This window comes from Massilia sp. YIM B02769, assembly GCF_030411995.1.
Classification (GTDB): Bacteria; Pseudomonadota; Gammaproteobacteria; order Burkholderiales; family Burkholderiaceae_D; genus Telluria.
The window spans coordinates 200228-226208 of the sequence record NZ_JASNRC010000002.1; the positions used below are offsets into that span (position 1 = coordinate 200228).

Annotated in this window: 25 protein-coding genes; 20 read left to right on the forward strand and 5 right to left on the reverse strand. The window is 65.8% G+C overall.

Features of this window, described 5'->3' with window-relative positions:
- Positions 1 to 17 precede the first annotated feature (17 nt).
- Both QPK31_RS03625 and QPK31_RS03630 read left to right on the forward strand, forming a co-directional pair.
- Complete coding sequence (locus QPK31_RS03625; RefSeq protein ID WP_290421582.1) at positions 18 to 1589, forward strand: GGDEF domain-containing protein; 1572 nt, start codon at positions 18 to 20, stop codon at positions 1587 to 1589.
- Between the two features lie 32 nt (positions 1590 to 1621).
- Complete coding sequence (locus QPK31_RS03630; RefSeq protein WP_290421583.1) at positions 1622 to 3109, forward strand: hypothetical protein; 1488 nt, start codon at positions 1622 to 1624, stop codon at positions 3107 to 3109.
- A gap of 102 nt (positions 3110 to 3211) precedes the next feature.
- Here QPK31_RS03630 and QPK31_RS03635 read toward each other — a convergent pair whose 3' ends face one another.
- The 4 genes from QPK31_RS03635 to QPK31_RS03650 form a co-directional block, all read right to left on the reverse strand.
- On the reverse strand, positions 3212 to 4249 hold the full coding sequence (locus QPK31_RS03635; RefSeq protein WP_290421584.1) for a tetratricopeptide repeat protein: 1038 nt from the start codon (positions 4247 to 4249) through the stop codon (positions 3212 to 3214).
- Between the two features lie 88 nt (positions 4250 to 4337).
- Positions 4338 to 5666 (reverse strand): flagellar filament capping protein FliD, encoded by a 1329-nt coding sequence (gene fliD, locus QPK31_RS03640; RefSeq protein ID WP_290421585.1) that lies wholly within the window; start codon positions 5664 to 5666, stop codon positions 4338 to 4340.
- Between the two features lie 59 nt (positions 5667 to 5725).
- Positions 5726 to 6088 carry a flagellar protein FlaG gene (locus tag QPK31_RS03645; RefSeq protein ID WP_290421586.1) on the reverse strand — a complete coding sequence of 121 codons (363 nt, stop codon included), beginning with the start codon at positions 6086 to 6088 and terminating at the stop codon, positions 5726 to 5728.
- A gap of 74 nt (positions 6089 to 6162) precedes the next feature.
- Positions 6163 to 6984, reverse strand: a complete 822-nt coding sequence (locus QPK31_RS03650; RefSeq protein ID WP_290421587.1) for a flagellin — start codon at positions 6982 to 6984, stop codon at positions 6163 to 6165.
- Between the two features lie 426 nt (positions 6985 to 7410).
- Between QPK31_RS03650 and QPK31_RS03655 the strand changes: the two genes are divergently transcribed.
- From QPK31_RS03655 to QPK31_RS03695, 9 genes are all read left to right on the forward strand, one after another.
- Positions 7411 to 8211, forward strand: coding sequence for an FkbM family methyltransferase (locus QPK31_RS03655; RefSeq protein ID WP_290421588.1), 801 nt, complete (start codon positions 7411 to 7413; stop codon positions 8209 to 8211).
- A gap of 40 nt (positions 8212 to 8251) precedes the next feature.
- A complete protein-coding gene (locus tag QPK31_RS03660) occupies positions 8252 to 10447 on the forward strand; it encodes a tetratricopeptide repeat protein (protein ID WP_290421589.1) in 2196 nt (731 codons plus the stop codon).
- Between the two features lie 181 nt (positions 10448 to 10628).
- Positions 10629 to 12536 carry a bifunctional diguanylate cyclase/phosphodiesterase gene (locus QPK31_RS03665; RefSeq protein ID WP_290421590.1) on the forward strand — a complete coding sequence of 636 codons (1908 nt, stop codon included), beginning with the start codon at positions 10629 to 10631 and terminating at the stop codon, positions 12534 to 12536.
- Between the two features lie 147 nt (positions 12537 to 12683).
- Complete coding sequence (locus QPK31_RS03670) at positions 12684 to 12881, forward strand: hypothetical protein (RefSeq protein ID WP_290421591.1); 198 nt, start codon at positions 12684 to 12686, stop codon at positions 12879 to 12881.
- A gap of 253 nt (positions 12882 to 13134) precedes the next feature.
- Positions 13135 to 13578, forward strand: a complete 444-nt coding sequence (fliS, locus tag QPK31_RS03675; protein WP_290421592.1) for a flagellar export chaperone FliS — start codon at positions 13135 to 13137, stop codon at positions 13576 to 13578.
- Entirely contained in the window at positions 13578 to 13907 is a 330-nt protein-coding gene (locus QPK31_RS03680; RefSeq protein WP_290421593.1) for a flagellar protein FliT, read from the forward strand. The genes fliS and QPK31_RS03680 overlap by 1 nt, the downstream gene beginning before the upstream one ends.
- A 14-nt stretch (positions 13908 to 13921) precedes the next feature.
- Positions 13922 to 14971 carry a flagellar hook-length control protein FliK gene (locus tag QPK31_RS03685; protein WP_290421594.1) on the forward strand — a complete coding sequence of 350 codons (1050 nt, stop codon included), beginning with the start codon at positions 13922 to 13924 and terminating at the stop codon, positions 14969 to 14971.
- Complete coding sequence (locus tag QPK31_RS03690; RefSeq protein ID WP_290421595.1) at positions 14968 to 15339, forward strand: EscU/YscU/HrcU family type III secretion system export apparatus switch protein; 372 nt, start codon at positions 14968 to 14970, stop codon at positions 15337 to 15339. Before QPK31_RS03685 ends, QPK31_RS03690 begins: the two co-directional genes overlap by 4 nt.
- Complete coding sequence (locus QPK31_RS03695) at positions 15323 to 16081, forward strand: flagellar brake protein (protein WP_290421596.1); 759 nt, start codon at positions 15323 to 15325, stop codon at positions 16079 to 16081. The genes QPK31_RS03690 and QPK31_RS03695 overlap by 17 nt, the downstream gene beginning before the upstream one ends.
- Positions 16082 to 16365: 284 nt before the next feature.
- Here the strand turns inward: QPK31_RS03695 and fliE are convergent, their stop codons facing one another.
- Complete coding sequence (gene fliE, locus QPK31_RS03700; protein WP_290421597.1) at positions 16366 to 16779, reverse strand: flagellar hook-basal body complex protein FliE; 414 nt, start codon at positions 16777 to 16779, stop codon at positions 16366 to 16368.
- A gap of 194 nt (positions 16780 to 16973) precedes the next feature.
- Between fliE and fliF the strand changes: the two genes are divergently transcribed.
- The 9 genes from fliF to fliN all read left to right on the forward strand — a co-directional run bounded on the left by fliF (position 16974) and on the right by fliN (position 25958).
- Positions 16974 to 18689 (forward strand): flagellar basal-body MS-ring/collar protein FliF, encoded by a 1716-nt coding sequence (gene fliF, locus QPK31_RS03705; RefSeq protein WP_290421598.1) that lies wholly within the window; start codon positions 16974 to 16976, stop codon positions 18687 to 18689.
- Complete coding sequence (gene fliG / locus QPK31_RS03710; protein ID WP_290421599.1) at positions 18689 to 19690, forward strand: flagellar motor switch protein FliG; 1002 nt, start codon at positions 18689 to 18691, stop codon at positions 19688 to 19690. The genes fliF and fliG overlap by 1 nt, the downstream gene beginning before the upstream one ends.
- Positions 19691 to 19707: 17 nt before the next feature.
- The gene (gene fliH / locus QPK31_RS03715) at positions 19708 to 20454 is read left to right on the forward strand and encodes a flagellar assembly protein FliH (RefSeq protein WP_290421600.1); all 747 of its coding nucleotides are present in this window, start codon (positions 19708 to 19710) and stop codon (positions 20452 to 20454) included.
- Positions 20454 to 21857 carry a flagellar protein export ATPase FliI gene (fliI, locus tag QPK31_RS03720; RefSeq protein ID WP_290421601.1) on the forward strand — a complete coding sequence of 468 codons (1404 nt, stop codon included), beginning with the start codon at positions 20454 to 20456 and terminating at the stop codon, positions 21855 to 21857. The genes fliH and fliI overlap by 1 nt, the downstream gene beginning before the upstream one ends.
- Before the next feature lie 35 nt (positions 21858 to 21892).
- Positions 21893 to 22333 carry a flagellar export protein FliJ gene (gene fliJ, locus QPK31_RS03725; RefSeq protein ID WP_290421602.1) on the forward strand — a complete coding sequence of 147 codons (441 nt, stop codon included), beginning with the start codon at positions 21893 to 21895 and terminating at the stop codon, positions 22331 to 22333.
- A gap of 7 nt (positions 22334 to 22340) precedes the next feature.
- Positions 22341 to 23621, forward strand: coding sequence for a flagellar hook-length control protein FliK (locus QPK31_RS03730; protein WP_290421603.1), 1281 nt, complete (start codon positions 22341 to 22343; stop codon positions 23619 to 23621).
- A 389-nt stretch (positions 23622 to 24010) separates the two neighbouring features.
- Positions 24011 to 24538, forward strand: a complete 528-nt coding sequence (gene fliL / locus QPK31_RS03735) for a flagellar basal body-associated protein FliL (protein WP_290421604.1) — start codon at positions 24011 to 24013, stop codon at positions 24536 to 24538.
- A gap of 9 nt (positions 24539 to 24547) precedes the next feature.
- On the forward strand, positions 24548 to 25546 hold the full coding sequence (gene fliM, locus QPK31_RS03740; protein WP_290421605.1) for a flagellar motor switch protein FliM: 999 nt from the start codon (positions 24548 to 24550) through the stop codon (positions 25544 to 25546).
- The gene (gene fliN, locus QPK31_RS03745; RefSeq protein ID WP_290421606.1) at positions 25539 to 25958 is read left to right on the forward strand and encodes a flagellar motor switch protein FliN; all 420 of its coding nucleotides are present in this window, start codon (positions 25539 to 25541) and stop codon (positions 25956 to 25958) included. The genes fliM and fliN overlap by 8 nt, the downstream gene beginning before the upstream one ends.
- Positions 25959 to 25981 lie beyond the last annotated feature (23 nt).

Sequence of the window (25981 nt, forward strand, 5' to 3'; positions counted from 1 at the left end):
AATACTTGCGCTGCATCATGTCCAATCCGCCCACCCAACATCCTGTCGAAATCGCCCGCGAAGCCTTCCGCCGCCTGGCCACCCGCCGCATCGCTCCCACCCCCGACGCCTATGCCGAGATCTACAACGAGATCGCCGGCCTGCCCAAGCCTGCGGCCGCACCGGTGCAGCCGATTCCCCTGACCGGCCCCGCGCCCGACGAGGTGCTCGGCGATTTCGCCACCCAGCTCACCGATACCCCAGGCGAACTGGCCGAGTACGGCCGCCGCCTGACCCGCGCCGTGAAAGGCCGCGACTGGGACGCGTACGCGCGCGCCCTGTCGCAATTGGTCGAAAAACACCTGCGGCGCGGCATTCCGCCCGGCGTCACCTATGGCATGGAAAGCAAGGACGCGATCGTGCTGCGCGAATTGCTGAGCCGTACGCTGGCCTTTGCCCTGGCCTCGCTGCTGCCGGCCAATTCCACGCTGGCCGGCGAAGCCGAATCGCTCGGCGCGGCAGTCAAGGTCGCGCACAGCGACGCGGCCCTGCAGGAAATCGCCAGCCGCCTGAAGGAACTCTGCTTCCAGATCGAGCTGCACAGCGGCGATTCGGGCGAACAGCAGGAACTGCTGCTGCGCCTGTTCAAGCTGCTGCTGGAAAACGTCAGCGAGCTGCTCGACGACGACAGCTGGATGCGCGGCCAGATCGCCGCCGTGCAGGACCTGATTGCCGGCCCGATCGATGCGCGCGCGCTGGAAGACGCCACGCGCAGCCTGAAGGACGTGATCTACAAGCAGGGGCAACTCAAGCACGGCCTGGCGGACGTGAAGTCGACCGTCAAGAACATGATGATGACCTTCATCGACCGCCTCGGTTCGGTGGCAGCCTCGACCGGCGACTTCCACGACAAGCTGGGCGGCTTTTCCGAACGCATCCGCCATGCCGGCGACATCACCGAACTGAACGAGGTGCTAGACGAAGTCCTGCGCGAAACCCGCCACGCCCAGGCCGAGGCGTTGGCCTCGCGCGACCGCATGCTGGCGGCGCACCAGGAAGTCCAGGACGCCGAGCAGCGCATCAAGGAACTCGAAGCGAAGCTGCAGCACATGAGCGAGCTGGTGCGCGAAGACCAGCTCACCGGCACCCTGAACCGGCGCGGCCTGGACGACGTGTTCGAGCGCGAAAGCGCGCGCGCCGACCGCCGCGGCACGCCGCTGTGCGTGGCCCTGCTCGACCTCGACAACTTCAAGAAGCTGAACGACACCTACGGCCACCTGGCCGGCGACAACGCCCTGCGCCACCTGGCCAAGGTGGTGAAAGGCACGCTGCGCTCGATCGACGTGATCGCGCGCTTCGGCGGCGAGGAGTTCATGATCATCATGACCGAGACCACGGTGGAATCGGCGGTGCAGACCATGGTGCGCCTGCAGCGCGAGCTGACCAAGCATTTCTTCCTGCACGATAACGAGAAGCTCCTGATCACCTTCTCGGCCGGCGTGGCCCTGCGCCTGCCGAACGAAGACCAGGCGACGCTGCTGGCGCGCGTGGACAAGGCGATGTACCAGGCCAAGCAGAGCGGAAAGAACCGCGTCGTCGTGGCCGCCTGAGCCGGCCCTTCTTTTCCACACCGGAGCCATCGATGCCGTCCCTTCCCCCGATTCATATCTGCGTCCAGCAGCCCGCCGGATACGTCCATTCGCTCGGCTTCCTGGACCAGGCGCGCTACTTCCGCTACCAGCTGCGCCGTCTCGGGGCCGAGGTCGGCATCGCCAAGAACCGGCTGCGCCACGATGCGCTGAACATCGTCTTCGGCGCCCACCTGGGCTTTCCGGTCGAGCAGCGCGAGCGCTTCGCCTGCGTCTTCGTCAACCTCGAGCAGCTGGGCGAAGGCGGCGCCGCGCTGCCGCCGGCCTACCTGGAACTGCTGGCCGGCGCGCCGGTGGCCGACTACGATCCCCTGAACCTGCCCGCGTATGCGGCCGGGCGCCGCGACGTGGCGGTGGTGCCGCTGCTGTTTGCGCCCTACCTGAAGCCGCAGCACAGCATCCCGCTCGAAGAACGCCCGATCGACCTGCTGTTCATCGGCAGCGTCAACGAACGCCGCCGCGCGTGGCTGGACCGCATCGAAGCCTGCGGGCTGTCGGTGGCGCAGTTCGACGGCCCCCTGTACGGCGCCGAGCGCGACGCCTTCATCGTCCAGGCCAAGGCGGTGCTGAACGCGCCCTTCTATGCATCGAGCCGCTTCGAGCAGGCGCGCGTGTCGCACTGCCTGTCGCTGGGTACCCCCGTGATCTCGGAGCGTGCGCCGCAGTACCGGCCGCATGCGGCCTTCGAGGACAGCGTGCACTGGGTGGCCGACGCCGACCTGGAACGCTTCTTCACGACCGAATTTGCCACGCCCGCCTTTTTCGCGGCCGGCCGCGCCGCCGTCCAGGCCTTCGAGGCGAGCGACCCGATCGAGGCCTATGCCGCCCTGCTCGACCTGTGCCGCGCGGTGCATGCCAGCCATGGCGCCCGGCGTGCAGCCGGCCCCTGGCAGCCGCGCCGCATCAACCTCGGCTCGGGCAAGGATTACAAGCAGGCCTGGCTGAACCTCGACATCGTCGAACGCGCCCAACCCGACCTGGTGCTCGACCTGGGCCAGCCGCTGGACCTGCCGCTGGCGGCCAGCGGGCCGCGCGTCGGCCCGCTGCTGCTGACCGAGGGCAGCATCGAGCACATCCGCGCCAACAACGTGCTCGAACACGTGCCCGACCTGGCGACGCTGATGACCAACTGCCTGCGCCTGCTGGAAGAAGGCGGCACCTTCCAGATCGAGGTGCCCTACGAGCATGCGCCGGCGGCCTGGCAAGACCCGACCCACGTGCGCGCGATGAACGAACAGTCCTGGATCTACTACACCGACTGGTTCTGGTACCTGGGCTGGTTCGAGCACCGCTTCGAGATGGCCTACTTCGGCTACCTGGACGGCGCGATGAAGGAATGCGGCGTCGAAGCGGCCGCCTTCATGCAGGTCCTGCTGCGCAAGACCCCGACCACGCTGCGCGAGCGCACCACGGCGCGCACCATGCAGGCCGAGCTGCGCTTGCCCGAGGATGAGGTCGCGCCTGGGGACAGGCGCAACTAGCTTTGCGCGGTCGTACTTCCGCCCCCCCCACCGCTAGCGCGAAGCGATACGACCAGGTTTGGTAGGGTGGACACCTGTGTCCACCCTACAAACGGCGAACCGCTAGCGCCGCGCAGCCAGGGGCCGCAGGCGCGCCGCATGCTCCTCCATGCCAAGGTTCTCGTACAGGACCACCAGGTTGTGCGCGGCCAGGTAGCTGCCGCGCCCGGCCACGGCGCCGTCGCGCTCGGGGCGTTCGCCCAGCGCCAGGCAGCGCTGCCAGCAGTCTTCCACCATCGGCAGCAGCGCGGCCGCACGTGCCGGCTCGCTGCTCGCCCAGTCGAGCAGCAGGTCGCCCAGCGTGAAGTAGAAATCCGGCGAGTCCTGCCAGTGGGCCATCTCGGCTTCGGCCAGGTCCACCGCTTCTTCATGCAGGCCCAGTTTCTTCAGCACGAACAGGCTACGCACCACCAGGTCGTGGCGCCAGCCCTCCTGTCCGCCGGCGGCCAGCGCCTGGCGGTACAGCGGTGCGGCGGCGGCGTAGTCGCGGTAGACCTCGTGGTCCTTGCCGAGCTGGTACAGCAGGTAGGGCTGGCCCGGCGTCTCGGCCAGGGCGCGCGCCAGCAGCGCCGCATTCCGGCCGCGCTTGCGCGCCAGCGCCGCGGCACGGTAGCCGTCGTGGCCCAGGGCCAGCGCGATGCGGCGGCGCGGCAGGTTCGACACCGGCTGCTCGTGGATGCGGCCGGCGTAGCGCACGCCGCGCGGCAGCAGGCGCGGCAGCCACAGGGTGGTATGCTCGACCCGCCCCTGCAAATCGACTTCGTTGGCCATCGGCAGCACGCCGATGCAGGGCGGCCCGGCCAGCACGGCGTCGAGCGCGGCGCGGCCGGCGCCGGGCGCGATCCACTCGTCGCCGTCCAGCACCAGGTTCCAGTCGGCGCCGGCATGCGCCAGCGCGGCATTGCGCGCGGCGGCGAAGTCGTCGCACCAGTCGAACGCGAACACGCGCGCGCCGTGGGCCCGCGCCAATGCCGGGGTGGCGTCGCGCGAACCGGTGTCGAGCACGACGATGTCGTCGACCAGCGGCGCGGCCGACGCCAGGCAGCGCGCGATCGATGCGGCTTCGTCGCGCACGATCATGACCAGGGCCAGGCGCGTCATGGGCTGCTCCAAAAAGACAGGTTAGAAAAAAGAATGGCGCCGTACGCAGAATGCGCCGGCGCCATCGATCGGGCAAGCAATCGTCGCGTCAGTAGCCGCTGTTCGCCGCCAGTGCCGACAGCTGGGTCGTCATGTAGCTGCTCATGCTCTGCATGTTGGTCATCATCGTGTCGAGCGAGGTGAACTGCGCGCGGTAGCGCTTTTCGGTCTGGGCCAGCTGCAGCTCCATCCTTTCCTGGCTCTTTTCCATGCTGGTGATCGAGGCGTTCAGGCCGTCCGTGCGGTTCTTGAACACGCCCTTCGAGCCGAGCATTTCCTCGGTCACCTTGGTCAGGCGCGTGGCCACGCCCGAGCTCGACGAGAACAGCGCCGCCACGCCCTCGAAGTTCGAGGCCATCGCGGCGTCGAGCTTGGCCTGCTTTTCCACCTTCAGCGTACCGTCGCGCTGGAAGGCGATGCCGATGTCGGACAGGGTCTTGACGCCGGTGGCGTCGGTCACGGCCTTGCCGAGTTCGGCGCGGATGTTGGTCAGGATCGAGCGCGCGCCGGCGTCGCCGTTCAGCACGCCGCCGGTCTTGGTGGTGGCGTTGTAGCCGGTCTGCTTGGTGACCGCCGTCGCCAGCGTGTTGTAGGCGTCGACGAAACCGCTGATGGCCTTGCTGATCGACGCCGTGTCCTTGGCCAGCGCCACCGTCGCCGGGCTGCCGACGTTGGTTTGCGTCAGGTTCAGGGTCACGCCCTTGATCGCGTCGGTGACGGTGTTCGAGGCTTTCGAGACGGCGATGCCGTCGATCGTCATCTCGGCGTTCTGCGCCGTCTGCGAGCGCGTCACGCTGCCGGAGGTGGTATCGAAGGCGGCCAGGCTGCCGGTGGCGGCGATCGTCACGCCGTTGGCGGTGCCGGTCTGGTTGCCGGTGATGACCAGGCGGTCCTGGGTGCCGTCATTCAGGATGGTGGCGGTGACGCCCGCGTTCGAGCGGTTGATCGCCGCGCTCAGGCCCGAGAGCGTGGTGTCGGTCAGGCTCAGGGCCGTGGTCTTGCCGCCGATGCTGATCGACATCGAGCTGCCGGCGGCGCTGAAGGTGGTGCCGGTAGCAACGCCGGCCGACACCAGCTTGTCGCTCTGGGCCAGCTTGCTCACTTCGATGGCATAGCTGCCGGCGCTGGCGCCGCCGTCCTTGGTGACGGACACGCCCACGGTATCGGTCTTGGTCGAGCTGGCGGTCAGGGCGCGCAGGGCGTCGCCGCCGAGGGCCTTGACCGCGGTCTGGAAGGTGGACACGGCACTTTTCAGGGTGCCGAAGGCGGACAGCTTCGCATCGAAGCCCTTCTGCTTGGTCTGCAGGGTCGCGAGGGGCTGTCTTTCAATCGACATCAAGGACGACACCATGCCGTCGACGTCGAGCCCCGATAACATACCAGCACCACTAATCGCCATGCGATTCTCCCTTCAATATGTGCAAGGACGCGGCCGCGTCACGCCTTGTCGCGCAACATCGCGCCTTGCATCTGTTCCATCGAGCGCCACAGCTTGAGTGCCTCGACCGATGGAATCTGGCGCAGCACGGCGTCGGTCTGGGTGTCGACCACCTTGATCACGGTGCGGCCCGTGTCCTCATCGACCGAGAAGCGCACGCCCTGGCCGTTGGCTTGCGCCACCTTGTTGAGGTCATCGACCACGTTGCCCAGTTCGGCGCGGTCGGGTGCGCGTTCGGCCTGCGCCGGCGCCCCGCTGCCGGACACGGCAGCGGAGGTCGGAACAGGCTTGATCGCCGCATCGGCGGCCGGCCGCGCCGTGCCGCCGGCCGATGGGCTTCCACCTTGGATGGGTTGCAGCATCGGATACCTCTCCTACAAACGGCTGTGCGGGGCATGGACCCCGCACAGCTGAAACATCGATTATACCGGGGCGATTAGCCGCGCAGCAGCGACATCACGTTGTTCGGTGCCGAGTTGGCCTGGGCCAGCATCGCGGTACCGGCCTGCTGCAGGATCTGCGCGCGGCTCAGTTTGCTGGTTTCGGCAGCGTAGTCGGTGTCGGTGATGCGGCTCTTTGCTGCCGACTGGTTCTCGACCGAGGTAGCCAGGTTGCTGATGGCGTAGCCCATGCGGTTTTGCGAGGTACCCAGCGATGCGCGTTCCTTGTTCAGGGCTTCCAGGGCCTTGTCGATGTTGGCGATCGCGGTGGCGGCGGTGGTTTCATCGGTCACGGTGACGCTGGCAGCCGAGACGCCGGCGTAGGCGGTGTTCGAACCGAAGGTGACGTCGATCTTCTGGCCCGAATCGGCGCCAACCTGGATGGTCTTGACAGCCGAGCTGGCGGTCAGCAGTGCCACGCCGTTGAACTTGGTGTCCGACGCGATACGGCCGATCTCGGTGTTCAGGGTCGAGATTTCCGAGTTGATGTTTTCCCATTCCTGGGTGCCGTTGGTTTCGTTGGCGCCCTGGACAGCCAGTTCACGCATACGCTGCAGCGCGTCCGAGATGTTCGACAGCGCGCCGTCGGCGGTCTGGATCATCGAGATGCCGTCGTTGGCGTTACGCGATGCTTGCGACATGCCGCGGATCTGCGAATCCATCTTGGTGGCAATCGACATGCCGGCGGCGTCATCCTTGGCGCTGTTGACGCGCAGGCCCGACGACAGGCGCTGCATCGAGGTCGACAGCTCGTTGCCCGACTTGGTCAGGTTGCGTTGTGCATTCAGGGACGACAGGTTGGTGTTAATGATCGACATGGTAGTTCTCCAGTGGGCAGTTCAGTTTGGTGCTGCTATCAGGGTTCGGTTGGTTTCTTGCGTGGCGTTTGCCGCTCGCTTGAATTCTTTAACGGACCCCTCTGCAAAACCTTGAGGACTTTTTTAAAAAAAATGTTTATGAGCAAGATTGCATCTGAAGCGGAACCGCGCCGGCGTAACAGACACCAATGCCGCGACAGGAAGGTCTACGGCACGTTCTGGAAAATATTGAGGCTCGGTGTGCGCCGGATGTAACGATATGCCGTACAGCAAGTTTTCAAGGCCCGTATTTGCGGGCGTTTTTCCCCCTTGTTCCGGCGTTGGTCATGCCGTACGGCAAGTTAGACTGCGCTGTACCTGTTGCACCCTTGCCCGTCTGCGGCATCCGATGCAGCGCCATCCCGAATACCAACAAGAGGACACTCCATGCAAAAATCGCCGAAACGCCCTGCCGCCTTCGTGCTCAGCTCCACCGACCACGGCAGCATGCTGGTCAACCGCCACGACTATCGCCTGGTCGAGGGCGGCGGCTACGGGGTCGGCTTCCAGCTGCTGGAAACCTCGTCCTTCGATGCCGACGAAGTCGGCTTCATCCTGCAATTGCTCGACAGCCGGCGCCGCCACTTCGGCGACGGCCTGATCGCCATCGATTGCGGCGCCAACATCGGCGTGCACACGGTGGAATGGGCGCGCCACATGCATGGCTGGGGCGACGTGCTCGCCTTCGAGGCGCAAGAGCGCATCTTCTATGCGCTGGCCGGCAACCTGACCCTGAACAACTGCTTCAATGCGCGCGCCATCTGGGCCGCCGTGGGCGCCAGCAACGGCGCCATCCGCGTGCCGGTGCCGAACTACCTGGTGCCGTCGAGCTTCGGCAGCCTGGAGCTGCGCCAGAACGCCGGCACCGAATTCATCGGCCAGCACATCGATTACTCCGACGAAGCGACCCAGACCGTGCAGATGCTGGCGATCGACTCGATCGGCCTGCCGCGCCTGGACCTGATCAAGATCGACATCGAAGGCATGGAAATGGAAGCCCTGCACGGCGCGCGCGACGCGATCGCCCGCCTCAAGCCCCAGCTGCTGATCGAGAAGATCAAGTCGAACGAGGAAGAACTGATTCGCTTCGTTACCGAGCTCGGCTATGAAGTCTTCCCGCTCGGGATCAATATCCTGGCGGTGCACGGGTCCGACCCGGCCGCCGCCGAACTGCGCGCCGCGCAGTAATTACCCACCCTTCATTACTACCGCACTTTTCGCCGCCACCATGACGACTATCCAGGATCAATTCGCCCAGGTCGACCTGCTGTTTGCCGCCGGCCTCGCCGCCCACCGCGAAGGCCGCTTCGACGACGCCTTTGCCCAGTACGAGGCCGCCCTGCAGATCGAGCCGAACCATTTCGATACCCTGCACCACCTGGGCATCCTGGGTCATGCGAGCGGCAACTACGAGTTCGCCCTGGAATTCATCAGCGCGGCGATCCGGATCGATCCGCGCGTGCCCTCGGCCTACTGCAACCTGGGGAATATCTTCAAGGCCATCGGCGAACGCGATCCGGCCCTCGAGAGCTACCGCCAGGCGCTCGCCCTCGACCCGGAGAACGTCGACGCCCTGTACAACCTGGGCACGCTGCTGCTCGAACTCGAACAGTACGACGAAGCGCTCGCATGCTTCGACGCCGCCATCGTGCAGGCGCCGGGCGATGCCGAGATCTGGAACAACTGCGCGGTGGCCCTGCAGCGCCTGGAGCGCCTGGACGAAGCACTGGCCAGTTGCAGCCATGCCCTGACGCTGGCGCCGCAGCACGTGCCTGCCCACAATAACCGCGGCAATATCCAGGCGGCCCTGGGCCTGCCCGACGCCGCCCTGGCCAGCTACGAAGCGGCGCTGGCCCTCGATCCCGGCCACGTCGAGGCGCGCGTCAACCTGGGCACGGCGCTGCAGGTGCTGGGCAAGCCGGAGGAAGCGCTGGCTGCCTACGACGCGGTGCTGGAAGCCCATCCCGAGCACGGCGAGGCCCAGCATCGCCGCGGCAAGGTCTTGCGCCAGCTCAAGCGCCACGACGAGGCGATGGAGGCCTACCGCCGCGCGATCGTGCTGGCGCCGCAGTCGGCGGAATTCCGTTGCAGCATGGGCAGCCTGGTGCTGGCCATGGGCAATGCCCCGGGCGCGCTCGAATGCTTCGACGCCGCGCTCGCCCTCGATCCCGAGTCGCTGCCGGCCCGCAACGACCGCGGCATCGCGCTGCAGCGCCTGCGCCGCTTCGACGAGGCCCTGGCCTGCTTCGACGCGATTTTGGCCGAAAAGCCGGAACACACCGAAGCCGCCCTCAACCGCGCCAACGTGCTGAAGGACCTGGAACGCATCGACGAGGCCCTGGCCGCCTACGACGCGCTGGCGGCCATCGCCGGCGAGACCGCGCCGATCTGGAACAACCGCGGCAACGCCTACGAAGAGCTGCGCCGCTACGACGACGCCCTGGCCTGCTTCGACGCCGCCATCGCCCTGAATCTCGACTACGCCGTGGCGCGCTGGAACCGCAGCCTGCTGAACCTGCAGTACGGCCGCCTGGCCGAAGGCTGGCGCGACTACGAATACCGCTGGGAAAACGAGTCGCTCAGCTGCTACCGCGAAAAGCGCGACCTCGGCGCGCCGGCCTGGCTCGGCCAGGAAGCGCTGGAAGGCAAGACCATCCTGCTGTTCGCCGAACAGGGCCTGGGCGACACCCTGCAGTTCTGCCGCTACGCGTCGCTGGTAAAGGCGCGCGGCGCGCGCGTCGTGCTCGAAGTCCAGGCGCCGCTGCGCGGCCTGCTCGGCGGGCTGGCGGGCGTCGACCAGCTGCTGGCCAAGGGCGAGCCGCTGCCGCCCTTCGACTACCACTGCTCGCTGATGTCGCTGCCGCTGGCGCTGGGCACCGACATCGATACGATTCCGGCCCCCGGCGCCTATCTGGCGGCCGAGCCGGCGCGGGCGGCGGCCTGGGAAGAGCGGCTCGGCGCGCGCCGGCGCCCGCGCGTCGGCCTGGCATGGAGCGGCAACCCGCACCACGCGAACGACCATAACCGCAGCATCCTGTTCACGCAGCTGGCCGCGCTGTTCGAGCAGGATTGCGACTTCGTCTCGCTGCAGAAGGAACACCGCGCCGCAGACCTGGCGGCGCTGGACGCCTCGGGCGTGCTGCGCGTCGACGCCCACCTGAACGACTTCGCCGACACCGCCGCCCTGTGCGAATTGATGGACCTGGTGATTTCGGTCGATACCAGCGTGGCCCACCTGGCCGGCGCGCTCGGCAAGCCGCTGTGGGTGATGCTGCCGCACGTGGCCGACTGGCGCTGGCTCACCGAGCGCAGCGACTCGCCCTGGTATCCCGAAGCCCGCCTGTTCCGCCAGGAGCGCGCCGGCGGCTGGGACGGCGTGATCGCCGAGGTGGCAAACGCGCTGGCCGCCCTGCCGCGCGGCTGACACCAGGATGGCCGCCGCGGGATCGCGTGATCTCCGGTGGCCATTTTCAGGCAACGAAAGTTCACAATTCATCCTGCATGAAAACGCCGGATTTCAGCCGTGCTCGCATTGCGCATTCACTTTTTTTCGGGCGTAATGGGCTTATCTCAACGGATACGCCAGACCCGGTGAATTGTTAAACATGCAGAGACCTCAGATTCCGGTGGACGAGGCGAAACGCCTGGCGGCCCTCTACGCTACCGAGCTCTACGGCACCGCGCCGGAAGAAGCCTTCGACCGCATCACGCGCCTGGCCGCCAGGCTGTTCGACGTGCCCACCGTCCTGATCTCCCTGGTCGGCAGCGATACCCAATGGTTCAAGTCGCGCTGCGGCATGGACGCCCAGTCCGGCCCGCGCGAGACCTCGTTCTGCGGCCACGCCATCCTCAGCGACCAGCCGCTGGTGGTCGAGGACGCCACCCTCGACGAACGCTTTGCCGACAACCCGAGCGTCATCGGCGCACCCCACATCCGCTTCTACGCCGGCGTGCAGCTGTATTCGGTCGAGCGCGCCAAGCTGGGCACGCTGTGCGTGATCGACAGCCGCCCGCGCACGATGGACGAGGACGAGCTGGAAGAGCTGTACGAACTGGGGCGCATGGTCGAGGAACTGATCTACCACCGCCAGCTGGCGCGCGCGGCCCAGGAACTGCATGAGCAGTTGCTGCACAATGCCGCCGTCTCTCCGGTGCCCGCCGCGGCCGGCCAGGTGAAATACCTGCTGACCCACGACGCCCTCACCGGCCTGGCCAACCGCCAGGCCCTGCTGCGCAGTATCGGCGCCAACATCGCGGCCTGGCAGGCCGCAGGCGCGAGCGCGGTCGTCGCCTGCCTGAACCTGGACCGCTTCAAACAACTGAACGAAGTGCTCGGCCACGAGGTCGGCGACGCCGCCCTGGTGACGGTCACGCGCGCCCTGCAAGCACACCTGCGCGAAGGCGACATGCTGGCGCGCGCCGGCAACGACGAGTTCGTCATGCTGCTGAACGACCCCGACGGCGAGGAGCGCCTGCTGGCGCGCCTCGGCCAATTGATGGCCGAGGTCAACAGCCACGCCTATGGCGCGGCGGCCGACCTTTCGCTTACCTGCAGCGTCGGCTTCGCCTGCTATCCGAAGGACGGCGAGGAAGGCGACACCCTGCTCAACAATGCGGTCACCGCCATGCGCCACGCCAAGGCCCAGGGCGGCGGCCGCATCGAACGCTACGACCCGGCGCAACGGCGCGAGATGGGACGGCGCCTGACCCTGGAAAGCCACCTGCGCCGCGCCCTGGAACGCGAGGAACTGTTCCTGCAATACCAGCCGAAGATCGCCCTCGACAGCGGGAAACTGGCCGGCTTCGAGGTGCTGCTGCGCTGGCGCCATCCCGAGCACGGCGTGGTGTCGCCCGAGGAATTCGTGCCGATCGCCGAGGAAACCGGCCTGATCGCGCCGATCGGCGAATGGATCGTCAAGACCGCGGTCGGGCAGTTGGCGGCCTGGCGCGAAGCCGGCGTGCCCGCGGTGCCGGTGGCGGTGAACCTGTCGGCGCGCCAGTTCATGCAGAGCGACATCGTGGCCATTGTCAGCGAACAGCTGGCCGCCGCCGAGTTGCCGCCCGCGCTGCTGGAACTGGAACTGACCGAAAGCGTGTCGATGGCCGATCCCGGGCGCAGCATGGTGGTCATGCACAAGCTGAAGTCGCTCGGCGTGGCGCTCAGCATCGACGACTTCGGCACCGGCTACTCCAGCTTCAGCTACCTGCGCCGCCTGCCGATCGACAAGCTGAAGATCGACAAATCCTTTGTCCAGGACGTCGCGCACAGCGCAGACTCGCGCACCATCGTGCAGGCGATCGCCGCCATGGCGCACCGCCTGAACCTGGGCGTGGTGGCCGAAGGCGTGGAAACCGCGGCCCAGGCCGCGGCCCTGCGCGAGGCCGGCTGCGACCAGGCCCAGGGCTTTTTGTATGCGCGCCCGTTGTCGCCTGGCGATGCGGCGGCATTCATTGTTGCGCATGGGTCACAGGCGCAGGCGCCTCCCCTGCGTAGCGCCGCCCGGCGCCACTAGGAGCCTATCCCAGTAGGCCCGAGGAGCGATTGGGCCGCGTCCTACAACCGATACAATTGTTAACAACTTCTCCAGCTGCGCGCGCCTGGTACACGCATATCATTGTGCCAACGCCGCCCTCTTCCGCCAGCGGGCATGGAGAAGTACATGATACAAAGACGAACCGACGAACAAACCGCCCTGACCGCCGAATACGCCCTGTACCTGGTCGATATCCGCGGCGTCGATTTCGCATTCAAGTACCTCGACAGCTGCAACGTGCCGCGCGCCATCCTCGCACGCGCCTTACAGTCGCCGCTGCACCGCCGCCACCACGAGCGCCGCAAGCAAACGCGCAACGATTGATCTTGCTCTTTCCTCCCCGCGCCTTCGTCTGAGGGCGCACAAGCCCTTCCGATTTCTTGCCAGTGCAATAAAAGCGCGATAAGGCATACATTTCCAGCTCTCAAGTCCGGTTAGAAGCTGCCGTTAAGTGAGTAAACTACCCTCGCTGAAGAATGGCAGGCCGGCCTCGACGCTATCCCGACCAGCTCCAGCACGAACTCTGCGGCAAGCGACCAAAGGCGCTTGCGCACAACTGAAGTATTTGGAGGTTCTGATGTTTGGATCGATGCAGCGCGGCGTGAACGCTTACGCAAAAGTAGGCCTGGAGACTTCGGTCATCGCCGCCTCGCCCCATAAACTGATCGTCATGTTGTACGACGGCGCCCTGAGCGCGATCAAGAACGCCGACAAGCACATGTCGGCGGGCCAGATCGCGGAAAAAGGCGCCGCCATTTCGAAGGCACTCGACATCATCAACAATGGCCTGCGCGCCAGTCTGGACAAAAAGGCCGGTGGCGACATCGCCGGCAACCTGGACTCGCTGTACGCCTACATGACCGAACGCCTGCTCACTGCTAACTTGCAAAACAAGGCTGACATGCTGGAAGAAGTGCAAACCCTGTTGACCGACCTGCGCGACGCGTGGACCCAGATCGGCGAAAAACCGGCCGCCCCGAGCGCGCTGGCTTCCCACTACCCTGTCATGGCGAGCGCCTGATGATGACCGGCCAGGAAGTGCTGTCCGAATACGCCGCCGTTGCCGACCTCACCGGCCAGATGCTCCTCGCCGCCGAAGCCGGCGACTGGGATCACCTGACCGAACTCGAACAACGCTGCAGCGTCCATGTCGACCTGCTCAAGAGCGGCGAGGCCGCGGTCCAGCTGAACCCGCTCGGCCGCCAGGCAAAGATCGATTGCATCAAGCGCATCCTGGCCGACGACCGCCGCATCCGCGACCTCACCATGCCGTGGATGGCCCACCTGTCCGCCCTGATCAACAACTCCGGTACCCAGCGCCGCCTCGCCAACGCCTACGGCAGCGTCTGATTCCTGACTGAACGATGGTCGAGCGCATCCCCAGCCCTGGCGTCAGCGCCCCGCTGCCGGCGCGGCCGGTGGCGCCGATCGAGCGCACGGCCGACCCGCGCACCGAGGCCTTCGAGCGCGCGCTCTCGACCATGCTCGGCAGCAAAGTGCCGGTGTCGGTACTCTCGCGCCTGGGCGACGGCAGCTTCATGGTGCGCGTCGCCGACATGCAGGTGCGCATGGCGCTGCCCCCCGGTACCCAGCCCGGCGCCGAACTCTCGATGAAAGTGCTGGCGGCTTCGCCCCAGCCGACCTTCCAGCTTGGCGACGCCACCCTGCACGGCACGCCCGTGCCGCTCAGCGCGCAGTCGGCTTCCCTTGCCGCCGCCGTCGCCGCGGCGACTTCCCCTTTGACCCAGGCCGGCGGCCAGCACGAAACGGCCGACCTGAGCCCGGCCGCGCGCCTGCTGGCGCAGGTGCTGCAGGGCGCCAACGCTGCGCCCGGCGCGGCGTCCGTCACCGGCACCACGCCGCTCGTGCCCCAAGGCGCACCCGATCCGGCCCAGCTGGCAAGCCAGCTGAAGCAGGCCATCGCGAAAAGCGGCCTGTTCTACGAATCGCATGTGGCCGAATGGGCCGAGGGCAAGCGTCCGCTGTCCGACCTGCTGGGCGAGCCGCAGGCGCAAAAGGCGCCCGGCACCCCGCCCACCGACCCGGCCCTGGCGCGCATGATCAACATGCAGCTGGCCGGCCAGGAGCAGGGGCAGATCAACTGGCAGGGCCAGCTGGCGCCGGGCCAGGCCTTCGAGTGGAAAGTCACGCGCGAGGGAGAACAAGGATCGCGCGGCCAGGGCGAACCCGGGCAGGAACCCGGCTGGCAAAGCGGCCTGCGTTTGCGCTTTGCGCGCCTGGGCGAAGTGAAAGCCAGCATCACCTTGCGCGGCAAGCACGTGCAGATCGACTTGCAGGCGGCCCCGGAGGTGCTGGCGCCGCTGCGCGAAGGCGCGCCGCGCCTGCAGGACGCGCTGGCGGCGGCCGGCAGCGAGCTGGCGGCGCTGCGCATCCACGGCACGGACACGCCATGAGCGCCCCGGACCACAAGCAGGCCCAGCGCCAGCAGCGCGCCGTCGCCCTCGCCTATGCGGCGGGCTCAAAGGCGCCGACCGTGGTGGCCAAGGGCCGCGGCCTGGTGGCCGAGCAGATCATCGGCCGCGCCAAGGACGCCGGCGTCTTCGTGCACGAATCGAAGGAGCTGGTGTCGCTGCTGATGGACATCGACCTCGACGGCCAGATTCCCCCGGCCCTGTACCGCGCAATTGCGGAACTGTTGGCATGGCTATATCATATTGAGTCAGCGCAACAGCACGGCCGGCCGCTCCCCGCCCCGCCCGACACCGCGCTCCTCATCGACTCACCTGCATTCCCGGCGGAACAAGATGCAAGCAATTCATGACGCAGAACTGGAAAACTGGCACGACTACGAAGTGCAGTCGCGCAAGGAAATCGTCGCGCTGCTGCGCCAGATCGGCGAGAAGAAGCAGCTGATCCGCATGAAGATCAAGGGCGAGGCGGACGTGTGCGTCACCTCTGTCCTGGAAGTCGACCCGGAGAGCGGCCTGTTCATCCTCGACCGCTCGATCAACCGCGAGCAGAACGAGCGCATCCTGCGCGCCGGCCAGGTGATGTGCGAAACCTATCTCGACAAGATCCGCATCCTGTTCCGCGCCGGCGGCCTGCAGGAACTCGAATTCCAGGGCACGGCCGCGCTGGCCGCGAACATCCCCGATTCCCTGATCCGCCTGCAGCGCCGCGAGTTCTACCGCATGCCGACGCCGGTGACGAACCCGGTGCCGGTGCTGGTGCCGATGCCGATCGACCTCGGCGGCGGCAGCGCCAACTTCCCGCTGGCCGACATCAGCTGCGGCGGCATTGCCCTGCTCGACAACAAGCTGATGCTGAACTCGACCATCGGCCAGACGTTTACCGGCTGCCGCATCGAGTTGCCGGAGATCGGCACCGTGAATACCTCGCTGCAGGTGAGGAATGCACTGGATGTGACGATGCTGAACAACAAGACCAGCCGCCGGATCGGCTGCATGTTCGTGGACATTTCGCGCGCGAACATGGCGGGGGTGCAGCGTTACATTACCAAGCTGGAGCGCGAGCGGAATGCGCGCCTGGCGGGGTTGATCTGATCAATCGGTAGCGCTTCCCGTACGGTGGGCACTCCGTGCCCACGCGAAAACATGCGTCGTGTTGGCCGGGTTGAGGCCGTGGGCTATGCATTGAGACGCAGCGTGCCAGAGCATGTCGCAACAATAAAACGAAGCCAACAGCATGCCGGTTTTCGCGTGGGCACGGAGTGCCCACCCTACGGTCCCGGCCGCAGGCGGGCATTTCCAGCCGCAGGCACGCATCAACGAAAAGGGCCGCGCTCCTGCCAAGGAACACGGCCCTTTCTCTATCCGGCCTGCAATGCTTACACCTGCATATTCATGATCTCGTGATACGCCGAGACCAGTTTATTGCGCACCTGCACCGTCGCCTGGAAGGCAATGCTCGACTTCTGCATCGCGATCATGGTGTCCGACAGGCTCACGCTGTCGTCGCCCATCGCGAACTTCTGCCCCATCTCTTCCGCCGCCTTCTGCGAATTGCTCACCTGCTGCAGCGAATTCTTCAGCGCATCCGAAAAGCTGACCTTCGATGCGCCTTCGTTGGCCGCCGGGGCCGCCACATTGCCGAGCCCGCCAATGCCGCCCAGCCCGCCCAATCCACCAGTACCCAGCGACGGCGCCGCCGGCTTGGTGGCGGCCGCCTTCAGCTGGTTCATCATGGCCTCGATGCGGCTGCTGTCGATGCCGCCTATGCCGCCGATTCCGCCTATGCTCATGGGTTCTCCTATCGATCTCTTGCGTGCCCGCGTACAAAATGTAGTCGAGCGATGTCAGGCTGTCAGATTACCAGTCCACTGACGAGATTTTGCGTCGAGCAGGAGGGGAAACCACCCCCTATTCAAACGTTTGAATGTTGCCCTACGGCTTCATAATCTCGTCCTGACCTCATTCATCCTCACGGACAACACACATGGCCGCAACGACTGCTGACGAACTGATCGACACCCCAGCACAGCCGCAACCTTTCCATAAGACCCCGATGGGCAAGAAGGTCGTGATTGGCGGCGGCATCGCTGCCGCGCTGGCCGTTGTCGTGGCGATCTGGATGTGGAGCCAGACGCCGGACTACCGCGTCCTGTACGCCAACTACAGCGACAAGGACGGCGGCGCGATCACCGCCTCGCTCGACCAGATGGGCGTCAAGTACAAGTTTTCGGAAGGCGGCAGCGCCATCCTGGTGCCGGCCGAGCAAGTGCCGGACCTGCGCCTGAAGCTGGCCGCGCAAGGCTTGCCGAAAGGCGGCAATGTCGGCTTCGAGCTGCTGGAAAACCAGAAGCTGGGCGTGTCGCAGTTCGTCGAGCAGGTGAACTACCAGCGTTCGCTGGAAGGCGAGCTGGCCCGTTCGATCCAGTCGCTCGGTTCGGTGGCCGGCGCCCGTGTCCACCTGGCGCTGCCGAAGCCGTCGGTGTTCGTCCGCGACCAGCAAAAGCCGACCGCCTCGGTCCTGCTGAACCTGCAATCGGGCCGCGCACTCGACCCGGGCCAGGTCAGCGCCATCGTGCACCTGGTGGCATCGAGCATCCCTGAACTGACCATCGGCAACGTGACCGTGGTCGACCAGAACGGCAATTTGCTCTCCGAGCAACCGAAAGGCAATGGCCTGGGCAAGCAACTCGACGCCAGCCAGCTGAAGTATGTCGAGCAAGTGCAGCAGAACATCATCAAGCAGGTCGAATCGCTGATTTCGCCGATCGTCGGCAAGGGCAATGTGCGCGCCGAAGCGACCGCCGAAGTGGACTTCGCGCAAGTCGATACCGCCGCCGAGATGTACAAGCCGAATTCGCCGCCGGAACCGCAGGCGATCCGCAGCCAGCAGACCTCGGAACAGACCGGCCCGTCGACCGGCAACGCGAATGGCATCCCGGGCGCCCTGTCGAACCAGCCGCCTGGCGTGGCGACCGCCCCGATCGAAGGCGGCGCTCCTGGCGCGCCGGGTGCCGCACCGGCGCAAACCGGCCCGAGCCGCAAGGATGCAACCACCAACTACGAAGTCGACAAGACCATCCGTTACGAGCAGCGTCCGATGGGCGGCATCAAGCGCCTGACGGTGGGCGTGGTGGTGAACTACCGCCGTACCGTCGACCCGGCCACCGGCAAGGTCACCGTCAAGCCGCTGCCGGCCGCCGAAGTGGCGCAGATCAACGAGCTGGTCAAGCAGGCGATGGGTTACTCGCAAGCACGTGGCGATACCCTGAACGTGGCGAATGCCCCGTTCGACGGTGTCGACAAACCGGACGAAACCGGCCCGGACTGGTATAAGGATCCTTCCAACCTGCCGCTGGCAATGGAAGTCGGCAAGTACCTGTTGATCGCGGCAATCCTGGCTTTCCTGTACTTCCGCATCCTGCGTCCGCTGCTGCGTCCGGTGATGAACAAGTTCGACGAAGTCACCGCCGTGCCGGAAGAAGAGAAGAAGGACGAGGAAGAAGACGACGACGACAGCAGCACCGTCGAACTCGGCAGCGGCGGCAAGCCGGCGCTGGGTCCGGACGGGATGCCGCTGGAACCGGAAGAGGAACCGCGGGAACGCAGCTATCGCGCCAACCTGGCGATGGCAAAAGAGATGGCGCGTAACGATCCGCGCATCGTGGCAAACGTGATCAAGGCATGGGTGGGGTCGGAATAATGAGCGACAAACAAGACGGTATCCAGAAAGCGGCCATCCTGATGCTGGCCATGGGTGAGGAAGAAGCGGCCGAGGTCATGAAGTTCCTCGGCCCGCGCGAAGTGCTGAAACTCGGCGCGGCCATGGCCTCGATGAAGGCGGTCCAGCACGAGCAGGTGGTGAACGTGCTCGAAGCCTTCCGCGACGAAGCCGATGCCCACTCGACGGTCGGCCTGGACTCGGACGAATACATCCGCGAAGTGCTGACCAAGGCGCTGGGCGACGACAAGGCGGCCGTGCTGCTGAACCGTATCCTGGGCGGCAAGGACGCCTCGGGCATCGAAAGCCTGAAGTGGATGGACGCGCAGTCGGTGTCGGAACTGATCCGCAACGAGCACCCGCAGATCATCGCCACCATCCTGGTCCACCTCGAGCGCGACCAGGCCTGCGAGATCCTGAGCCACTTCACCGACCGCCTGCGCAACGACGTGGTGCTGCGTATCGCCACCCTGGACGGCGTGCAGCCGGCGGCGCTGCGCGAGCTGAACGACGTGCTGACCAAGCTGCTGTCGGGTAACGAGCACATCAAGAAGTCCTCGCTCGGCGGCGTGCGTACCGCGGCCGAGATCCTGAACTTCATGGCCGGCGAGCAGGAAAGCTCGGTGATGGAAAACATCAAGAACTACGACAACGACATGGCGCAGAAGATCATGGACGAGATGTTCGTGTTCGACAACATCATCGACATCGACGACCGCGGCATCCAGTTGCTGCTGCGCGAAGTGCAGTCGGAAATGCTGATCATCGCCTTGAAGGGCGCGTCGCAAGACCTGCGCGAGAAGATCTTCAAGAACATGAGCCAGCGCGCCAGCGAGATGATGCGCGAAGACCTGGAGTCAAAAGGTCCGGTGCGGCTGTCGGAAGTGGAAGCGCAGCAGAAGCAGATCCTGCAGATCGTGCGCCGCCTCGCCGACGAAGGCCAGATCGTGCTGGGCGGCAAGGGCGAGGACTCCTTCGTCTAATCGGCTAAACTGCGACGATGAACAAAGACACGCAAGGCGCCTTCAAGCGCTGGGAAATGAACTCCTTCGGCGACCAGCGTCCGAGCACGCTGGCTGCACGCATCGCGGCCGAGGAGCGGGAAAAGGCGGCAGCGGCCGCGGCGAATGCATCGCGCATGCCGGCCCAGGCCCCTGCTGCGGCGCCGGCCATGCCACAAGTGCAACTGCCAACTGCGGCCGAACTCGAAGCGCTGCGCGAAGCGGCGCGCGCCGAGGGTTATGCCGAGGGCCTGGAAGAAGGCCAGGCCGCGGGTTACGCCGCCGGCCATGCCGAGGCGCTGGAGCAGGGCCGGATCGACGCCGCCGGCGAAATCGAGAGCCTGCGCGCGGTCGCGTCCAGCTTCAGCAGCGCGCTGGCCCAAGCCGACGACGCCATCGCCTCCGACGTGCTCGACCTGGCGCTGCACCTGGCGCGCTCGATGGTGCGCACGGCCTTCGAGGTGCGCCCTGAACTCATCATCCCGATCGTGCGCGAAGCCATCGAATACTTGCCGGTGCTGCAGCAGCCGGCCGTGCTGGCGCTGAACCCGGACGACATCGAGATCGTGCGTGCGGGTCTGGGCGACGAGATCGACAAGGGCGGCTGGCGCGTGGTGGCCGATCCGCAGGTCGCGCGCGGCGGCTGCAAGGTCGATACCGCCAGCAACCAGATCGACGCCACCGCCCAGGCGCGCTGGACCCGCCTGTCGCATGCGCTGGGCAAGAACGTGGAGTGGCTGGGCTGATGAGCACCGCCACGCTCGATCGCCACACGGCGCGCTGGAAATCGTATTTGTCCGATTGCGACGCCCTGCTCGGCTTTGTCGAGCCGATGCAAGTGTCGGGCCGCGTCACGCGCGTGGCCGGCCTGGTGATGGAATGCGTCGGCCTGCGCCTGGCTGTCGGCAGCGCCTGCACCATCCCCTTGTCGAGCGGCGCGAAGATCGAGGCCGAAGTGGTCGGCTTCGAGGGCGACCGTTTGTTCCTGATGCCGCAAAGCGACGTCGAAGGCGTGGTGCCGGGTTCGCGCGTGTTTCCGGTGGAAACGCCGGTGCCGCGTCCGGGCACGGTGGCCCACCCGCGGCGCCGTCCGAGCGACCGCGCGCGCCACCTGCCAGTCGGCATCGAATTGCTGGGCCGCGTGGTCGACGGCGCCGGCCGTCCGCTCGACGGCAAGGGCCCGCTCGGCACCAACGACATGGCGCCGATCAACGCCCGCCCCGTGAACCCGCTCGATCGCGCGCCGATCAAGGACACGCTGGACGTGGGCGTGCGCGCGATTAACTCCATGCTGACCGTGGGCCGTGGCCAGCGCCTGGGCCTGTTCGCCGGTACCGGCGTCGGTAAATCGGTGTTGCTGGGCATGATTGCGCGCTACACCACGGCCGAGATCATCGTGGTCGGCCTGATCGGCGAACGGGGCCGCGAAGTAAAAGAGTTCATCGAGCAGATCCTGGGGCCGGAAGGCCTGGCGCGCTCGGCCGTGGTGGCGGCACCGGCCGACAGCCCGCCGTTGATGCGCCTGCAGGGCGCGGCCTATGCCACGGCGATTGCCGAGCACTTCCGCGACAAGGGCAAGAGCGTGCTGCTGATCATGGATTCGCTGACCCGCTACGCCATGGCCCAGCGCGAGATCGCCCTGGCGATCGGCGAACCACCGGCCACCAAGGGTTATCCGCCATCGGTATTCGCCAAGCTGCCGGTGCTGGTGGAACGCGCCGGCAATGGCCTGGAAGGCGGCGGCTCGATCACGGCCTTTTATACCGTGCTGTCCGAGGGCGACGACCAGCAGGATCCGATCGCCGATGCGGCGCGCGGTATTCTCGACGGCCACATCGTCCTGAACCGCCACCTGGCCGAGGCCGGCCACTACCCGGCCATCGACATCGAACAATCGATCAGCCGCGCGATGCACGGCATTACCACCCATGAACACCAGCTGGCGGCGCGCAAACTCAAGCAGTTGTATTCGCGCTACCAGCGTTCGCGCGACTTGATCAGCGTTGGCGCCTATGCGCCGGGCAGCGACCCGGTGCTGGACCAGGCGATTGCGCTGAACGAGAAAATCGAGGAATTCCTGTGCCAGGAAATCTTTGAAAACACGGGCATGGACCAGAGCTTGGGGCAATTAACCTCTCTATTCAGCTGATCGGTATGGTTGCTGCGTGGATATACTAATCCACTATGGCAAATACCTCCGCCCTTGAAACCCTGATCGAGCTGGCCCAGCGCGACTCCGACGACGCAGCAAAGCGTCTCGGCGCCGCCCTGAAGGCGGTCGAGGAAGCCGAGCAGAAGCACCAGATGCTGCTCGGCTACCGCGACGATTACGCCAACCGGCTGGACCAGCAGCAAATGGCGGGCATCACGCCCTTCGCCTACCAGAACTTCGTCGCCTTTGTCGGCAAGCTCGACAACGCGATCAATGGCCAGGCCGAAGTCGTGAAACACGCGAAGTACAAGAGCGACCAGGAAAAGAAAGCCTGGCAGGAAAGCGAGCGCAAGCGACTGTCCTACCGCACGCTGAACGAGCGCGCGGTGGCCGAGGCCCAGAAGATCGCCGACAAGCGCGACCAGAAAATGATGGATGACCACGCTGCGCGTACCGTCCGCAACCAACGTTGAACACACCATGACGATGCACACCACTTCCCTTCCGTTCCAGGTCAATGGCACGAATGGCCTGAACAACCAGTCGCAGAACATGCGCGGCAATGCCGTGCTGAACAACGACGGCGTGAACTTCGGCGCGACCCTGCAACGCCAGGTCGAGCAGCGCCAGCTGGAACAGCGCCAGGCCCAGGCGCAAGCCCAGCCGGCCCCGCAGATGCAGCCGCAGCCGGCCCAGCCGCAAGCGGTGGCGAAACCGCAGGCGCAAGCGAACAAGCCGGCCGCCAACGAAGCCAAGGCGCCGGCACGCGAAGCCGCCAGGGAGCCGGCCAAGGACACCGCGAAAACCGACAGCACCGAAAAAGCGGATACGGCCCAGGCCAGCACCGACACCAAGGCCACTGCCGACAGCGGCGAAGGCGAGGAAGCGGCGCAGGGCGACGCCAAGGCGGCCGATTCGGTCACCGACATGCTCGCCATGCTGGCCAGCCTGAGCCAGCCGCAGGCGGCCGCGAAAGCCACGCCGGCGCTCGACACCGGCGCCGCCGGCGGCGCCCAGGCCGGCCTGAAGGGCAAGCTGGGCCTGGAAAGCGAGCCGGCCATCAAGCTCGACACCAATGCGCTGGCGGCCGCGGCCGACGGCCAGGACAAGGCGGCGCAGGGCATCGACCTGCGCGGCATGGAGCTGGGCAAGGCCGGCGAGCAGGCGGCCAAACTGCAGGCGGATGCCGGCCAGTTCGCCGCCAAGCTGCACGACAGCACGGCGGCGCTGAAGGAAACGGCCGCGCCGGAAACCTTCACCAGCCTGGTGGCACAGACGAATGCCCTGCAAAACGCCCAGGCCGCGGGCGCCGTGCCGACCGACCGCCTGAGCGCACGCGTGGGCACGCCCGCCTGGGATAACCAGGTCGGCCAGAAGGTGATCTGGATGGTGGGCGGCGAAGAGCAGAGCGCGACGCTGGAACTGAACCCGCCTGACCTGGGGCCGGTGCAGGTGGTGCTGAACGTGTCGAACGACATGGCCAGCGTGACCTTCTCGTCGCAGCAGCTGGAGGTACGCCAGGCCCTGGAAAACTCCCTGCCGCGCCTGCGCGAGATGATGAGCGAGAGCGGGATCGCGCTGGGGAATGCGAGCGTGAATGCGGGGAACGAGGGCAATGGACAGCAGAACCAGCCCGGTTCGGGCCGTTCGGGCGGCGGCGGTAGCGGGAATGGCGGCGGCGACAGCGCCGTGGCCGAAGTGACGCCGCGCCAGCGCACCAGCATCCTGGGTGGCGCCGGGGCAGTCGACACCTTCGCCTGATCGATATGATGGCATGACGCCGCAGCGTCCCGTACGGTGGGCACGCTGTGCCCACGCGGAAAGGCGCGTCGCGATAACGCGTTTCCTGTCGTTTCCGTCGATGATTGTTGACGTCCCCGGATGATCATTTGGACGCGTTTCGATTTTTCATCGCCGCGTCATCGAACACCGATAACGTCATTCCACTTTTTGCGTGGGCACGGGGTGCCCACCGTACGAACTCAACGGCCGCGGAATGCGGCCGTTTGTCTTGGATGCTCATCCGATTGGCACGATGCCACTCGACAAACCCCGAGATAGCCCACCTTCCCCTTTCTTTTCAAAGCTTGCCGCTGCGCACTTTTTCCCGATAATGCCATAATCACGCAACCCATTTGGCACGAGGTATCTTGAAAGCGAATCCGAAAACGAAAGCCGACCCGAAAGCAGACGCAGGCGCTCCGGCGGGCGGGTCGAAGAAGAAGCTCATGATCATCGCGATCGCGGGCGTGCTGCTGCTTGGCGGCGGCGCCGGTGCGGGCTGGTTCTTCCTGCACGGCAGCGGCGATGCCGAGGCCCACGAAGAAGCACCGAAGAAAAAGAAAAAGGCCAAGGAAGCCCACAAGGCCGAGTACGTGCCGGTGGAACAGTTTGTGGTGAACCTGCAGCCCGAAAACGGCGACCAGTATTTGCAGATTCAGTTTACCCTGCAGGTGAACGGCCCTGAACAGGCAACCCTGATCAAGGACAACATGGCCAAGGTGCGCAGCCGCGTGCTGTTGCTGTTGTCGGGCAAGAAGGCGTCCGAGATCAGCACCGTCGAAGGCAAGCAGCAGCTGGCGTCCGAGATCAAGGCCGTGGTACAAGTGCCGTTCGAAGAAGAAGGCGACGAACAGGAAGTGTCCGACGTCTTGTTCACCTCGTTCATCATCCAGTAAAGAAACATCATGGCCGATAATTTCCTCTCACAGGAAGAGGTCGATGCCCTCTTAAAAGGGGTCAACGGCGATCAGGACGATATCTCCGCGCCTGAAGACACCTCGGGAGTCCGCACCTACAACCTGGCGACCCAGGAGCGGATCGTGCGCGGCCGCATGCCGACGCTCGAGATCATCAACGAGCGTTTCGCACGCCTGCTGCGCATCGGCCTGTTCAACTTCCTGCGCCGCAGCGCCGAGGTCTCGGTGGGCTCGGTGCGGGTGTCGAAGTACAGCGAATTCATCCGCAACCTGGTGGTGCCGACCAACCTGAACCTGATCCACATGAAGCCCCTGCGCGGCACCGCGCTGATGGTCTTCGATCCGGGCCTGGTGTTCCTGCTGGTCGACAACCTGTTCGGCGGCGACGGCCGCTTCCACACCCGCGTGGAAGGCCGCGACTTTACCCAGACCGAGCAGCGCATCATCCTGCGCATCCTGGACATCGTGTTCGAGGCCTACGGCAAGTCGTGGGAACCGGTGTACCCGATCGAATTCGAGTACATCCGCTCGGAGATGAACACCCAGTTCGCGAACATCGCGACCCCGAACGAAGTCGTGGTATCGTCCACCTTCACCATCGAGCTCGGTCCGGTGTCGGGCCAGATCCACTTCTGCATGCCCTACTCGATGATCGAGCCGATCCGCGATGCGCTGACCTCGAGCATCCAGGGCGAGGCGCTGGAAGTCGATAAACGCTGGATCCGCCTGATGACCCAGCAGATCCAGGTGGCCGAAGTCGAACTGGTGGCCGAACTCGGCCACGGCAAGGCGAACTTCGACGATATCCTCAACATGAAAGTCGGCGACGTGATCCCCATCTCCGTCCCCGACACCATCCAGGCCACCGTCGACGGCGTGCCCGTGATGGAATGCACTTACGGCGTCGCGAATGGCCAGTACGCGCTGAAGGTCGAGAAACTGCTGGCCAACAGCGACAGCTTCAATCAGGAGAAACACAATGTCTGACAACCAGGACGATCAAAACCTCGACGACGATTGGGGCGCCGCCATTGCCGAGCAGGCCGCCGCCGAAGCCGCCGCGCTGCAGAAGCAGCAGACCGCCAGCGCCGCCGTGTTCCAGGACTTCGGCGCCAAGAGCCCGCGCCCGGACACGCCGAACGACATCGACTTCATCCTCGACATCCCGGTGCAGCTGACCGTGGAACTCGGCCGCACGAAAATCGCGATCAAGAACCTGCTGCAGCTGGCCCAGGGTTCGGTCGTCGAGCTCGACGGCCTGGCCGGCGAACCGATGGACGTGCTGGTGAACGGCTGCCTGATCGCCCAGGGCGAGGTCGTGGTCGTGAACGACAAGTTCGGCATCCGCCTGACTGATATCATTACGCCATCGGAACGGATCAGAAAATTGAATAAATGATGCCCACGCTTGCCCCTGCCCGC